We start from the raw sequence: 12,469 nt of genomic DNA on the forward strand, positions 1-12,469 counted from the left end.
AATCCCAACCGCGCTATTCAAGCATTGCATTCGACCAAATACGAGAAAGCCCGCGGGTTGATTGCCGCGGGCTATTCCAGTTCATGACATGCCGTGCCGCAAATCAGGTATTCATGGAATCGAAGAACTCGCCATTGCTCTTCGTCTGCTTCAACTTGTCGATCAGGAACTCGATCGCATCGGTCGTTCCCATCGGCGCAAGGATACGGCGCAACACGAAAATCTTCTGCAGATCCTGGCGAGGAACCAGCAAATCTTCCTTGCGTGTGCCGGACTTGAGAATATCCATCGCCGGGAAGATGCGCTTGTCAGCCACCTTGCGGTCGAGCACGATTTCGGAATTGCCGGTACCCTTGAACTCTTCAAAGATCACTTCATCCATGCGGCTGCCGGTATCGATCAGCGCCGTGGCTATGATGGTGAGCGATCCGCCTTCCTCGATATTACGAGCAGCGCCGAAGAAGCGCTTCGGGCGCTGCAGCGCATTGGCATCGACGCCGCCGGTGAGCACCTTGCCGGATGAAGGAACAACCGTGTTGTAAGCGCGACCGAGGCGCGTGATCGAATCGAGCAGGATCACAACATCGCGGCCATGTTCAACCAGCCGCTTCGCCTTCTCGATAACCATTTCCGCCACCGCGACATGGCGTGATGCCGGTTCGTCGAATGTCGAGGAAACGACTTCGCCCTTCACCGAGCGCTGCATGTCGGTCACTTCTTCCGGGCGCTCGTCGATCAGAAGCACGATCAGGTAGCATTCCGGGTGATTGGCCGTGATCGAATGCGCGATGTTCTGGAGAAGGACAGTCTTGCCGGTACGCGGCGGCGCGACGATCAATCCGCGCTGCCCCTTGCCTAACGGCGCCACAAGATCAATCACGCGGGCGGAGTTATCCTTGGTCGTTGGATTATCCAACTCCATCTTGAACCGCTCATCCGGATAAAGCGGCGTCAAATTGTCGAAATGGATCTTGTGACGGATTTTTTCCGGATCGTCGAAGTTGATCGTGTTGACCTTAAGCAGAGCGAAATAGCGCTCACCTTCCTTCGGGCCACGAATCGGTCCTTCTACCGTATCGCCCGTTTTCAAGGAAAATCGACGTATCTGCGACGGCGAAATATAGATATCGTCCGGCCCTGGCAGATAATTGGCATTGGCAGACCGCAGAAAGCCGAACCCGTCCTGCAGCACTTCGACGACGCCTTCGCCAATGATTTCCACCTCCTGCGAGGCAAGCTGCTTCAAAATCGCGAACATCAACTCCTGCTTGCGCATGACGCTCGCATTCTCCACTTCCAGCGTTTCCGCCAAAGCCAGGAGATCAACCGGGGTTTTGTTCTTTAGTTCTTGTAGTTTCATTTCCTGCATAGGTGCGAGGCTCGATTTCAGTGGGAAAGAAGAAGGGCAGTTGTTCGGAAGGAATGGCCATGAGGGTCACGGCCGGCATCGACAGTCTGCGATTCCATAAGGGAGGACCCTACCCATATCCTTTTGTGGAACATGGGACAAGTGCCAAGTTTGGGTTGAGATGGAATTTGTTCTCAAAACGGCTTTACGATGACTAGAATAACGATGACTACCATCAGGACCGCCGGTACTTCATTCATTATGCGCCAATAGCGCGCCGATTTGGTGTTCTTGTCGGCGGCAAAGAGCCGGACAGCCTTGGCAAAATGGCCATGAACAGCCGAAAGCAACACGACCGCAAGAAGCTTGGCGTGCAGCCAACCGCCCGAAAACCCGAAGATCTTCCACGCCATCCATAGGCCCATGATCCATGTCACGGCCATTGCCGGATCGATGATGAAGCGCAGGAGCCGCTGTTCCATCACCTTGAAGGTTTCGGATTGCACCGAGCCTGGCTCCGCGGCGCAATGATAGACGAAAAGGCGCGGCAGATAGAGCATCCCCGCCATCCAGGCGATCACGGCAATTACATGGATAGCTTTGATCCAAGGGTAAGCAGTTCCCGGATTCACGTGAAACATCAGCAGAAGCGCAGCGGCTACAATTGCGATTGCAACGACCGCGCGAATAGCCGCTCTGCCGCCTGATGCGGCTGGATTTCCCGTCGGTAGATTGGTCATATTCTTGCTCCCCTCACCCGTTCAATCATGCGTTCCACGTGGCTGATCGGTGCTTCCGGCGTGATACCATGGCCCAGATTGAAGATCAGTGGGCCTCCGCCCAAATTCTCCAGAATAGCCTCCACTCCCTCATCGAGAGCGGCGCCACCAGCAACAAGCCGCAATGGATCGAGATTTCCCTGCACGGCTCCTTGCCCTTGCAATCCGGCAGCGAACGACAGCGGCACCGTCCAGTCAAGCCCCAGCACGTTCACGCCGGTTCTTTCACGGTAGCCCGCATAAAGCGCCCCCGCCCCTTTCGGAAAGCCGACAATCACGGCTTCGGGATGTATCGCGCGCACCTTTTCCACGATCCGCGCTACGGGCTTCACACAGAACCGTTCGAATGAATGCTCGTCAAGCACGCCGGACCAGGAATCGAATATTTGTACCGCATCCGCGCCTGCATCGAGCTGAGCGATCAGATGATCCGCCGAAGCTTCAGCCAAATCGCCCAGCAATTTGTCGAAAATATCGGGATGGCGATAAGCAAAGAGCCGCGCGGGCGCCTGATCCGGCGTGCCGTGGCCTGCGATCATATAGGTCGCCACCGTCCAGGGCGCGCCGCAGAAGCCGAGCAGCGTCGTTTCATCGGGCAGTTCCGCCCGCAGGCGTCGCACCGTCTCATAGACCGGCTCCAGCTGTTTTGTAGTGCCATCCGTCTCAAGGCGCAGGATGTCCTTGGCTTCTATCGGCGTCATTACCGGCCCGCGTCCTTCCTCAAAGCGCAAATCACGCCCAAGGGCATGTGGAACCACAAGGATATCGGAGAACAGGATTGCGGCGTCAAAACCGAACCTGCGGATAGGCTGTAAGGTAACCTCCACCGCCAGCTCTGGTGTGTAGCATAGATCGAGAAAACTTCCGGCGGTGCGACGCGTCTCCCGATATTCCGGCAGATAGCGTCCCGCTTGCCGCATCATCCAGATCGGTGGCGGAAAGATCGTTTCCCCACGCATCACTCTCAGTGCCTTACGTACCATTATCCCGTCCTTGGCTCGAGTTTCCCCAGCCTCTTCCAAAAATGAAATCTTGAATTTTGGATTCTTCTGATTCTTAGAGTCTGTTTGTTCCGGGGATTAACAACGATGCTGGTTTTCCCCACAGAAAGAGCGATTTCCCAAAAGCGCGGGGACTAAATCACCCACAAAAGCGTAAAAAGCAATGACAAGCAGATTCAGTGAATGAATCGAGAGGCTTGCGCGTAATGGAACAAGCCTTCAGGCTGTGGAGAAGCTGGGGTAAATTGCGCCGGAATATCCAGGCTGGATGCTTCGTCCACATGCCGCTTGGGTGCATTTCCACAGCCGGGCTCGCTGTGGATGACTTGCCAAGTTTCCCCGGGGCTGGCATCCATTGACCTCGATCCCCGGTGTTTACCCACAGTCTTCAACAGGAGCGGCAAAAACTTGGGTGTAAAACCGCTTTCCTACTTCCATCTTCATCTGATTTCAGATGCGACCGGAGAGACTCTCCTTGCCGCGGGACGCGCGGCGGCGGCGCAATATGCCAATGCGCGAGCGATCGAGCATATCTATCCGCTGATCCGCACAGAGAAGCAGTTGCGAAAAGTACTCGCCGATATCGATGCGGAACCGGGTATCGTCCTCTATACGATTGTCGATCAGAAACTCGCGTCGATCATCGATTCAACATGCGCGGCCATGGGTGTGCCATCCGTCTCGGTGCTTGAGCCGGTGCTCACTACGTTCCAGTCCTATCTGGGCGCGCCCGCGCACCGCCGCGCCAGCGCGCAACATGTGCTCAACGCCGATTATTTCCGCCGCATCGATGCGCTTAATTTCACGATGGAGCACGATGATGGGCAATTGCCGCTCGACATGAACGAGGCGGACGTTATCCTGATCGGTATTTCCCGGACGTCGAAGACCCCGACGAGCATCTATCTTGCCAATCGAGGCGTGAAGACCGCCAATATTCCCATCGTTCCCGGCATTCCTATTCCCGAGGCGCTTGTCGCCGCGACAAAGCCGCTGATCGTCGGCTTGATAGCGAGTGCCGAACGCATCTCGCAGATCCGTCAGAACAGAATCATGGGAACCTCGCCCGGCTACGATGTGGAACATTATACCGATCGCGCCAATATATCCGAGGAGCTGACCTATGCCCGCAACATCTGCGCGCGCCATGGCTGGCCGATGATCGATGTGACGCGCCGCTCGATCGAGGAAACGGCTGCCGCTATCCTTGCCCTTCGCCCGCGAAGCCGGTAACCAGATTTAAGCTGAGGAACAGTCATGACGATAGAAATCCTTCTGGCATCCAAAAGTCCGTTTCGCGCCGCCCTCATGAAAAATGCCGGGCTGGCTTTCAAAGCAATCGAAGCGAAGATCGACGAACGCGCCGTGGAAGCGACATTCAACGGCAGCGGCGCCACGCCGGAGGATATCGCCCTGGTCCTGGGAGAAGCGAAGGCGCTCGATGTCAGCTCTCGCTATCCGGATGCGCTGGTTATTGGTTGCGACCAGACCTTGTCGCTGGAGGACGAAGTTTTCCATAAGCCGGCGGATATGGATGCCGCGCGCCGCCAGCTTCTGAAATTGTCCGGCAAGACTCATGAACTCAACAGCGCGGTGGTGATCGCGCGTGGCGGCGCGCCCATCTGGCGGCATGTCGCCGTGGCGCGGATGACCATGCGCGCCCTCGATCCGGGTTTCATTGGCCGCTATCTCGCCCATGCTGGTGAAGCCGCGCTTTCGAGCGTCGGCGCCTATCAGATCGAAGGCCTGGGTCTCCAGCTCTTCGAGAAAATCGACGGCGATTATTTTACAATCGTCGGCTTGCCGATGCTGCCGCTTCTGGCTGAACTGCGCAAAACCGGGGCTATCGATGGCTGAGCCCTTTGAACCCATCCGGGCATTCGTCACCGGTTTTCCCATAAAGCACTCCCGCTCGCCGTTGATTCATGGATTCTGGCTGAATGCGCATGGGCTGCGCGGCTCCTATGAAGCAATAGAAATCGCGCCGGAAAATTTTTCGGTATTCGCCGCAAGTTTGCGGGAAATGGGCTATGCGGGCGGCAATGTCACGATCCCGCACAAGGAAACGGCATTCGCGCTTTGCGAAAGCCACGATACGGCGGCAAGCGCCATCGGCGCGGTCAACACGCTCTGGTTCGAGAATGGCCGGCTCATTGGCGGCAACACCGATGCTTATGGCTTTGCCGCCAATCTGGATGAATTTGCGAGCGGTTGGGACAATGCGGATACAGCGCTCGTGCTGGGCGCGGGGGGCGCCAGCCGCGCCATCGTTCACGCGCTGAAAAGCCGGGGCTTCCAGCAGATCCATATCGTTAACCGCACTCTTTCCCGCGCGACGGAACTGGCGGATCATTTCGGCGCGGGCGTATTCGCTCATTCTTTGGAGAAAGCGCAGGAGCTTGTGCCGGCCTCCGGCGTCATCGTCAACACCACGCCGCTCGGCATGGAAGGCCATGCCGGGGAGGAAATGGCGCTCGATTTCACGAAGGCCGACCCGAAAACGATCGTTACCGATATCGTCTATGTGCCGCTGGAGACGCCATTCCTCATTGCCGCCCGCATGGCAGGTCTGAAAACCGTCGATGGTTTGGGAATGCTCTTGCATCAAGCAGTTCCGGGTTTCGAGCATTGGTTCGGCGTGCGCCCGCGCGTGACGCCGGAGCTGCGCGCCCATATTCTTAGCCATATGGAAAAGGCGTCCAAATGATTATCCTTGGGCTGACCGGGTCCATCGGCATGGGAAAATCGACCACCGCGCAAATGTTCGCCGATGCCGGCATTCCCGTCCAAAGCTCCGATGAAACCGTGCACCGGCTCTATGCCGGTCGCGCCGCGCCGTTGATCGAGGCGGCCTTTCCCGGCGCGACAGCGGAAAACGGCGTGGATAGGGAAAAGCTCTCTGCCGCCGTGCTGGGAAATCCGGAAGCGATGGCAAGGCTGGAGGCCATCATCCATCCCCTCGTCTGGGAAGAACAGCAGGCTTTCCTTGAAAAAGCCCGGGCCGCCGGCGCGGACATGGTTGTCCTCGATATCCCGCTTCTTTTCGAGACCGGCGGTGAAACCCGCGTCGACAAAGTGATTGTCGTTTCAGCCGCGCCGGAAATTCAGCGCCGGCGCGTGTTGGCCCGGCCGGGCATGACTGAGGCCAAGCTTGATTCCATCCTTGCCCGCCAGACGCCGGACGCTGAAAAGCGCAAGCGGGCAGATTTTATTATCGACACCGGCAAAGGTTTCGATGCTGCGCGGGCCGACGTGGCGGAGATCATCCGCCATTTGAGGGAACAGAGCCTTGGATAAGGGCATTGCCGCGCTTGCAAGCGGTCACCCGCTTTTCGTATCTGATGAGCTAAGATTGTTTTTGAAAGTGTGATGCCCATGCGAGAGATCGTATTCGACACCGAAACGACCGGCCTCGACCGGCTTGCGGATCGAGTCATCGAAATCGGCGGCGTCGAACTGGTCAATCGCTTCCCGACGGGCCGCACCTTTCATGTCTATATCAATCCGCAAGGCCGGGCCATTCACCCGGACGCACTCGCAGTCCACGGCATCGGCATAGAGAAGCTTGCCGACAAGCCGGCCTTTCCCGAAATAGTCAATGATTTCCTGAATTTTTTCGATGGCGCCCGGCTGGTCGCGCATAATGCGATGTTCGACCTCGGCTTCATCAACGCCGAACTGGAGCGTGCCGGCCAAGCTCCTATCCCAACGGAGCGGGTGGTGGATACGCTTGCGCTTGCCCGCCGCCGCCATCCGATGGGTCCCAATTCGCTTGATGCGCTCTGCCGGCGCTACGGCATCGACAACAGCCGCCGCACCCTGCACGGCGCGCTCCTTGATTCGGAAATCCTGGCGGAAGTTTATATTGAGCTGATCGGTGGCAAGCAGGCCGCCTTGGGCCTGACGGTCGAGAGCACAAACCGCGGAGCGGGCACGGTCCAGCAGGAAACCATCGTCATCATCGGCGGACGCGATCAGCCGCTGCCTCCCCGTTTGTCGGCGGTGGAAGAGGCGGCCCATGCCGCGCTGGTCGAAAAAATCGGCACGAAAGCGATCTGGGCTAAATTTGCCGCGGATGCTGATGCTGATGCTGATGCTGCGGAATAAAAGCTAACTTCAAAAAAAAGCCCGGTTCACTTTCGGCCGGGCTTTTTCCTATGAGTTGAAAAAACTCAGCTTTTGACAGCTGATTTGGCCTGTTCCTCGGCCATGCGCTGCTGGAACATCTGCGCGAAATCGATTGGGTCGATCATCAGCGGCGGGAAGCCGCCGTTGCGCGTTGCCTCGGCGATGATCTGGCGGGCGAACGGGAAGAGCAGTCGCGGGCACTCGATGAACAGAAGCGGCAGCACGTGCTCCTGCGGGAAGCCCTGGATGTGGAAGGCGCCCCCATAGACGAGCTCGACGTTGAAAAGCACATCTTTGCCCTCGCCGGCGCGCGCGCTCAACGTCAGCACGACATCGAATTCGTTCTCGCCGATCGGATTGGCGGCGACATTGACATTGATGTTGATCGCGGGCGCCTTTTCACGCGGACGCAGTGAAAGCGGCGCGCCGGGGCTTTCGAAGGAAAGATCCTTCACATATTGCGCCAGGATGCTCAGCGAAGGCTCGGAGGCCGCGCCGGAACCGTTGCCATTTTTTGCTTCGCCAGCATTGGAATTCGTTGCGCTCGGCGTTTTTGCCATCGTCTGAGACCTTTTCTCTGGAATGGCCATTATGGCCCTTAACTCAAGATTCGCCCTAACATGTGGGCTTCCATGAGGCAATGGCACAGGAAATTCAAGCTGTGGCTATTCCTTGCCGCCTCGCCAGGGCGAATTGCGATCGGGCTTATGTGAATAATCGTCGGGCGTGAGATCGATGACCTGATCGCGCGGTTTGCTTGTTTGCGGACCCTGCCCGTGGCGCGTAGTCTTCACGGTAACGATGATACGGCTACGAACGAGATACCGCCACACGAAATCGCGAACCGGCGGTATGAACAGCAGAAGCCCGAGAATATCCGTGAAAAAGCCGGGAATGAGGAGCAGGATGGCCGCCACGACCAGCATCGCTCCATGCACCAGTTCCCGGTCGGGAACGCGTCCGGCGCTCGCTTCCGCGCGGATCCTTTGCAGAAGACTGAAGCCTTGCACGCGCAACAGATATAGGCCCAGCATGGCGCCAAGCAGCACGAGGCCGAGGGTCGGAAGAACGCCGATATGGCTGCCGACGATCACGAAGCCTGCGATTTCCACGAATGGCAACGCCAAGAGGATAAGCGCAGTGGGAGAAAATGGCACGGTGATGCTGACCTTTCCGTTGGAAAACGTGATCTGGAAAGAGAATCCTTCCATATCCCCCTAGAATTGGGATCGGCATTTGAATGATGCAACTCATCAGACTATATGTTTTTCAAACTAGATTGCAATTTCGGTGGTGAATCGCGAAACATGCCGGTTCCGATCCCATTGTTGGCAGATGAATTGGCGGGCCTATGGAATTTTTCGATTTCGGGACGATTTTTTTCTTCGTGGCGGCGGTGATCATCTTCCTGCAGCTGCGGAATGTTCTTGGCCGCCGCACAGGCAGCGAGCGTCCGCCCTTCGATCCCTATTCCCCCCGCACGGGAGATCCGGCGAAGGGCGCTCCTAATAACGACAATGGCAATGTTGCCAATAACGACACCGTTGTCGCTCTGCCGCGTCGGACCGATCCGGCGGATAAAAACGCGGCGGCAAAAAACTTTGCCGATATCGACGCGGTCTCGCCCGCGGGCACGCCGCTCAATGAGGGCTTGCGCGCCATCAGCGCCGCTGATTCCTCTTTCGAGCCCAAGCGTTTCCTCGAAGGCGCGAAAATGGCTTATGAGATGATCGTCACGTCTTTTGCCGATGGCGACCGCAAGGCGCTGAAGACCCTTCTCGCCAAGGACGTCTATGAGGGCTTTGTCTCCGCCATCACCGAGCGGGAGGCCAAGGGAGAAAAGCTGAACTCATCTTTCGTCGGCATCGGCAAGGCGGATATCGTCGGCGCGGAAATGAAGGGCAGCGATGCCCACGTCACGGTTCGCATCGTCAGCCAGATGATTTCCGCCACGCTGGACAAGGATGGCAAGGTTATCGATGGCGATCCGGATGCGGTAGTCGAGATCAAGGATGTCTGGACCTTCGCGCGGGATACCCGCTCCCGTGATCCAAACTGGAAGCTGGTTGCGACGGAAGCCGAAGATTGACAGGGGACGATGCTTTCGCGGCTTTTCACGCCCGTGACCTATGCGGATTGTCCGGGCTGGCCTGAGGATGACCATGCAGCCGCCTTTGCGGCTTTCCGCCGCTCAAGCTTTCGTGTGCTGGAAAAGCCTTATCGCAGCGGTGCTCTCGGCATCACGTTTGAAGCGCTCGCGCCTATTTTCACCGCCGCGCGCGCGGATAACGGCAAGGCGCCCCGCGATTTCTTCGAAACGTATTTCCTTCCCTGTCTCATCCAGCCTGAAAATGGCGGAAAGGGCTTCGTCACCGGCTTTTATGAACCGGAAATCACCGCCTCCCCGGTAAAAACCGGGCGATTTCGCGTTCCATTTTATCGGGAACCCGACGATCTTGCAAAAAGCGGGGCCACTGAATATCACGACCGCCGCGCAATCGAGACAGGCGCGCTCGACGGACACAACCTCGAAATCGCCTATGTTGAGCATCGGGTTGATGCCTTCTTCGCCCATGTGCAGGGCGCGGCGCGATTGAATATGCCTGATGGCGCCGTGAAACGCATCACTTATGCCGCGAAATCCGGCCATCCATTCACCGGCCCGGGGCGGACATTGGTCGAGCTTGGCGAATTGCCGGAGCGGCAAGTGACCATGCAATCGATCCGCGCATGGCTCGCCAGAAATCCGCACCGTATCGATGAAATACTCTGGCGCAACCGCTCCTACATTTTCTTTCGCGAGGCCCCTGGTGAGGAACCGGAGCTTGGTCCCATCGCCGCCGCCAAGGTGCCGCTCACGCCGGGCCGCTCCATTGCCGTTGACCGCCTGCTCCATACGTTTGGTACGCCCTTCTTCATCGACGCGTCGGATTTGGGAGCTTTCGAACCCGGCAATCCCACAGGGTTTCGCCGCCTGATGATCGCGCAGGATACCGGCTCTGCCATCATTGGCCCCGCGCGCGGTGATCTTTTTACCGGTTCGGGCGATGCGGCAGGCGAAATCGCCGGCGTAATTCGTAACCAGGCCGATTTTTATGTGCTGGTGCCGCGCGCGCTGTTATAATTTTTACCACCAGGCGGAATCCGCTTGGCGTCGCATAATGCGACAGAATAAAGCAGTGATTCATGACGCCAGGGGACAAAACAACGCAAGACGCCGACGGACCGCTGCGGATGGAAGATCGCATCCTCTGGGAAACCGTCGCGCGCACTGCGAAGCCATTGAAGCAACGCGTGTCCCGCGTGCCGAAGCTGCCCGATGATTTCCATCTATGGGAGGCGGAAATTGGCGGCCAAGAACCGGCTTCATCACCAAAAGCCGGAAAAATCGTCGCGCCAGCCGGGCCGAACTCGAAACCGAAACAGGCGGCAAAGCCCCGCGAGCCCCACCCGATTCATCCACTCGACAGGACCACGCATCGCAAGATCGCCAAGGGCCGGATTGACATCGAGGCGCGGGTCGATCTGCATGGCCTCAATCAACATGACGCGCATGATCTGCTCTATGGATTTCTTCTGAATGCGAGGGGGCGTGGCCTGCGCCATGTGCTGGTAATCACCGGCAAGGGCTCGTCATCAGGCAGTGAAGGCATCTTGCGCCAAGCGGTGCCGCATTGGTTTTCCACGCCCGCCTTCCGCATTCTGGTCAGCGCCTATGAGGACGCCGCGCGAAAACATGGCGGCCATGGCGCGCTTTATGTGCGCCTCCGCCGCGTCGCTTCGGGAGGGGACCGGACATGACGCCCTTCGGCAAGCGCCTGCGTGAACTGCGCGAAGAGCGCAACGTCTCGCAAAAGGAGATGGCGGCGGCGATCGGGGTTTCGGCCGCCTATCTCTCGGCGTTGGAGCATGGCCGTCGCGGCCAACCGACCTGGGACCTTATCCAGCGCATCATCACCTATTTCAATATCATTTGGGATGATGCCGAAGAACTGCAGCAACTGGCGAAGATTTCCCATCCTCGTGTTGTCATCGACACGGCGGGCCTTTCTCCGGAAGCCACCGAGCTCGCTAATCTCATCGCCTCCAGCATTCGAATGCTCGACCGCGAGACGGTTATTTCACTCACCGGGCAGGTCAAGGCGGCGAAAAAACGCCGGAAGAGCATCCGTTCCTAAAAAAGCTCTTTCAGTTCATCGAGCTTGGAATTGACCAGCCAGCCATAATAATTTTCCTGCGGCAGGAGCATCTCTCCGCCGCTCCGTCTGGCGTTTTCGCGGGCGAGCGCGCGGGCGCGTTCGTCAGGATCACCGACATTGTAAAGCGTGGCGGTGATGCCGGGATTCTTCGAAATATCGAAATCCGCGTATTGCCGGTAAGCATCGATCGCGTGCCTCAGCGTCGCCGCCACGTAAGGCAATGTCAGATCGGGGTCCATGATCGTCTTGTAGACCGCATTTCCATCATCCGCGTCGAGCTTCGGCAGGCCGGAAATCCGGTTCACCATGTCCGACATCTGCAGCGCCGTCAGCGGATTGATCTGGCCGAGGCCAAAGGTCTGTCCGGCATAAAAGGGCTGGAAGAAGACCGCGCTGAAACGGTTGTCGGGGTAGGATACGCCATCCACCGTCCTGCCGCGGAACTTCGCATTCCACACGTCTTCGCGGCAATCCCACAGCGAATAGCTATCCTTGAACCCGGCGCAGGCTGAAAACTCCGGCCTTTTGACGAAACTTCCAATGGATTCGCCCTTATAATCGAAGCTCACGCCCCGGTTTACATAGGACATCGCCTTGACGTAATAGGTCTGGAGCCGGTCATAGGCATCGACATTGTAGGTATGCTCGCCGACAATGGCGCCCGCGATATGCAGCGGATCGATGCCATAGGCCGCCGCCGTGCTTTTGATTTTCGCGCGCAGCCTGTTATCCACCGCAAGCAGATTGTAGATCTTGCGATACTTAGCCTCGTAGGTGGTTTTCAGCTCGCGGGTGCGCTTGGCGGAAGCGCCGGGAATATTGGGTTGTTCGGCATTCCGGTTGCCCGAGGGCACCAGCGTGGCCGCAACGGCGCTCTCGCAAGGAACAATGACGAAGATGCTCGCGGCAAGCAGGCCCATGCCGGCGATAAGGGTCAGTCGGCTTTTCATGTCAGCGTGGTCAGCCCCAGCGACGGGCCACCAGGCCCGGAAGTTCGATTGAAGGAAGTCGGGG

15 protein-coding genes are annotated in these 12,469 nt (G+C 58.0%); 9 read left to right on the forward strand and 6 right to left on the reverse strand.

What is annotated here, in order from left to right:
- Positions 1-103: 103 nt before the first annotated feature.
- The 3 genes from rho to hemE form a co-directional block, all read right to left on the reverse strand.
- Positions 104-1,369: a transcription termination factor Rho gene (gene rho / locus C7477_RS06265; RefSeq protein WP_110750165.1), complete on the reverse strand. Its 1,266-nt coding sequence runs from the start codon at positions 1,367-1,369 to the stop codon at positions 104-106.
- Positions 1,370-1,542: 173 nt separating this feature from the next.
- Positions 1,543-2,088 (reverse strand): protoporphyrinogen oxidase HemJ, encoded by a 546-nt coding sequence (gene hemJ / locus C7477_RS06270; RefSeq protein WP_110750168.1) that lies wholly within the window; start codon positions 2,086-2,088, stop codon positions 1,543-1,545.
- Positions 2,085-3,110 (reverse strand): uroporphyrinogen decarboxylase, encoded by a 1,026-nt coding sequence (gene hemE, locus C7477_RS06275; protein WP_110750170.1) that lies wholly within the window; start codon positions 3,108-3,110, stop codon positions 2,085-2,087. Before hemE ends, hemJ begins: the two co-directional genes overlap by 4 nt.
- Positions 3,111-3,536: 426 nt before the next feature.
- On the opposite strand from hemE, the gene C7477_RS06280 reads away from it, so the two are divergent.
- The 5 genes from C7477_RS06280 to dnaQ all read left to right on the forward strand — a co-directional run bounded on the left by C7477_RS06280 (position 3,537) and on the right by dnaQ (position 7,235).
- The gene (locus C7477_RS06280) at positions 3,537-4,361 is read left to right on the forward strand and encodes a pyruvate, water dikinase regulatory protein (RefSeq protein WP_245411742.1); all 825 of its coding nucleotides are present in this window, start codon (positions 3,537-3,539) and stop codon (positions 4,359-4,361) included.
- Between the two features lie 24 nt (positions 4,362-4,385).
- Positions 4,386-4,985: a Maf-like protein gene (locus tag C7477_RS06285; protein ID WP_110750174.1), complete on the forward strand. Its 600-nt coding sequence runs from the start codon at positions 4,386-4,388 to the stop codon at positions 4,983-4,985.
- The gene (locus C7477_RS06290) at positions 4,978-5,835 is read left to right on the forward strand and encodes a shikimate dehydrogenase (protein WP_110750177.1); all 858 of its coding nucleotides are present in this window, start codon (positions 4,978-4,980) and stop codon (positions 5,833-5,835) included. The genes C7477_RS06285 and C7477_RS06290 overlap by 8 nt, the downstream gene beginning before the upstream one ends.
- A complete protein-coding gene (gene coaE, locus C7477_RS06295; protein ID WP_110750179.1) occupies positions 5,832-6,425 on the forward strand; it encodes a dephospho-CoA kinase in 594 nt (197 codons plus the stop codon). The genes C7477_RS06290 and coaE overlap by 4 nt, the downstream gene beginning before the upstream one ends.
- 78 nt (positions 6,426-6,503) lie before the next feature.
- Entirely contained in the window at positions 6,504-7,235 is a 732-nt protein-coding gene (gene dnaQ, locus C7477_RS06300; RefSeq protein ID WP_110750290.1) for a DNA polymerase III subunit epsilon, read from the forward strand.
- A gap of 65 nt (positions 7,236-7,300) precedes the next feature.
- On the opposite strand, the gene secB is transcribed toward dnaQ, so the two are convergent.
- Together secB and C7477_RS06310 are read right to left on the reverse strand one after the other, a co-directional pair.
- A complete protein-coding gene (gene secB, locus C7477_RS06305) occupies positions 7,301-7,816 on the reverse strand; it encodes a protein-export chaperone SecB (protein WP_110750181.1) in 516 nt (171 codons plus the stop codon).
- A gap of 105 nt (positions 7,817-7,921) precedes the next feature.
- Positions 7,922-8,413, reverse strand: coding sequence for an FxsA family protein (locus C7477_RS06310; protein ID WP_425373527.1), 492 nt, complete (start codon positions 8,411-8,413; stop codon positions 7,922-7,924).
- A gap of 194 nt (positions 8,414-8,607) precedes the next feature.
- On the opposite strand from C7477_RS06310, the gene C7477_RS06315 reads away from it, so the two are divergent.
- The 4 genes from C7477_RS06315 (at position 8,608) to C7477_RS06330 (ending at position 11,434) form a co-directional block, all read left to right on the forward strand.
- A complete protein-coding gene (locus C7477_RS06315; protein ID WP_110750184.1) occupies positions 8,608-9,345 on the forward strand; it encodes a Tim44/TimA family putative adaptor protein in 738 nt (245 codons plus the stop codon).
- A 9-nt stretch (positions 9,346-9,354) separates the two neighbouring features.
- Positions 9,355-10,380 (forward strand): murein transglycosylase A, encoded by a 1,026-nt coding sequence (gene mltA, locus C7477_RS06320; RefSeq protein ID WP_110750186.1) that lies wholly within the window; start codon positions 9,355-9,357, stop codon positions 10,378-10,380.
- 62 nt (positions 10,381-10,442) lie between these two features.
- Positions 10,443-11,057 (forward strand): Smr/MutS family protein, encoded by a 615-nt coding sequence (locus C7477_RS06325; RefSeq protein ID WP_110750189.1) that lies wholly within the window; start codon positions 10,443-10,445, stop codon positions 11,055-11,057.
- Entirely contained in the window at positions 11,054-11,434 is a 381-nt protein-coding gene (locus tag C7477_RS06330) for a helix-turn-helix domain-containing protein (RefSeq protein ID WP_110750191.1), read from the forward strand. Before C7477_RS06325 ends, C7477_RS06330 begins: the two co-directional genes overlap by 4 nt.
- Here the strand turns inward: C7477_RS06330 and C7477_RS06335 are convergent.
- Positions 11,431-12,375 (reverse strand): DUF1402 family protein, encoded by a 945-nt coding sequence (locus tag C7477_RS06335; RefSeq protein ID WP_245411746.1) that lies wholly within the window; start codon positions 12,373-12,375, stop codon positions 11,431-11,433. The two genes, C7477_RS06330 and C7477_RS06335, sit on opposite strands and share 4 nt — an antisense overlap.
- Between the last annotated feature and the right edge of the window lie 94 nt (positions 12,376-12,469).

The sequence above is a fragment of the Paramesorhizobium leguminum genome (assembly GCF_003217235.1).
Taxonomy (GTDB): domain Bacteria; phylum Pseudomonadota; class Alphaproteobacteria; order Rhizobiales; family Rhizobiaceae; genus Paramesorhizobium; species Paramesorhizobium leguminum.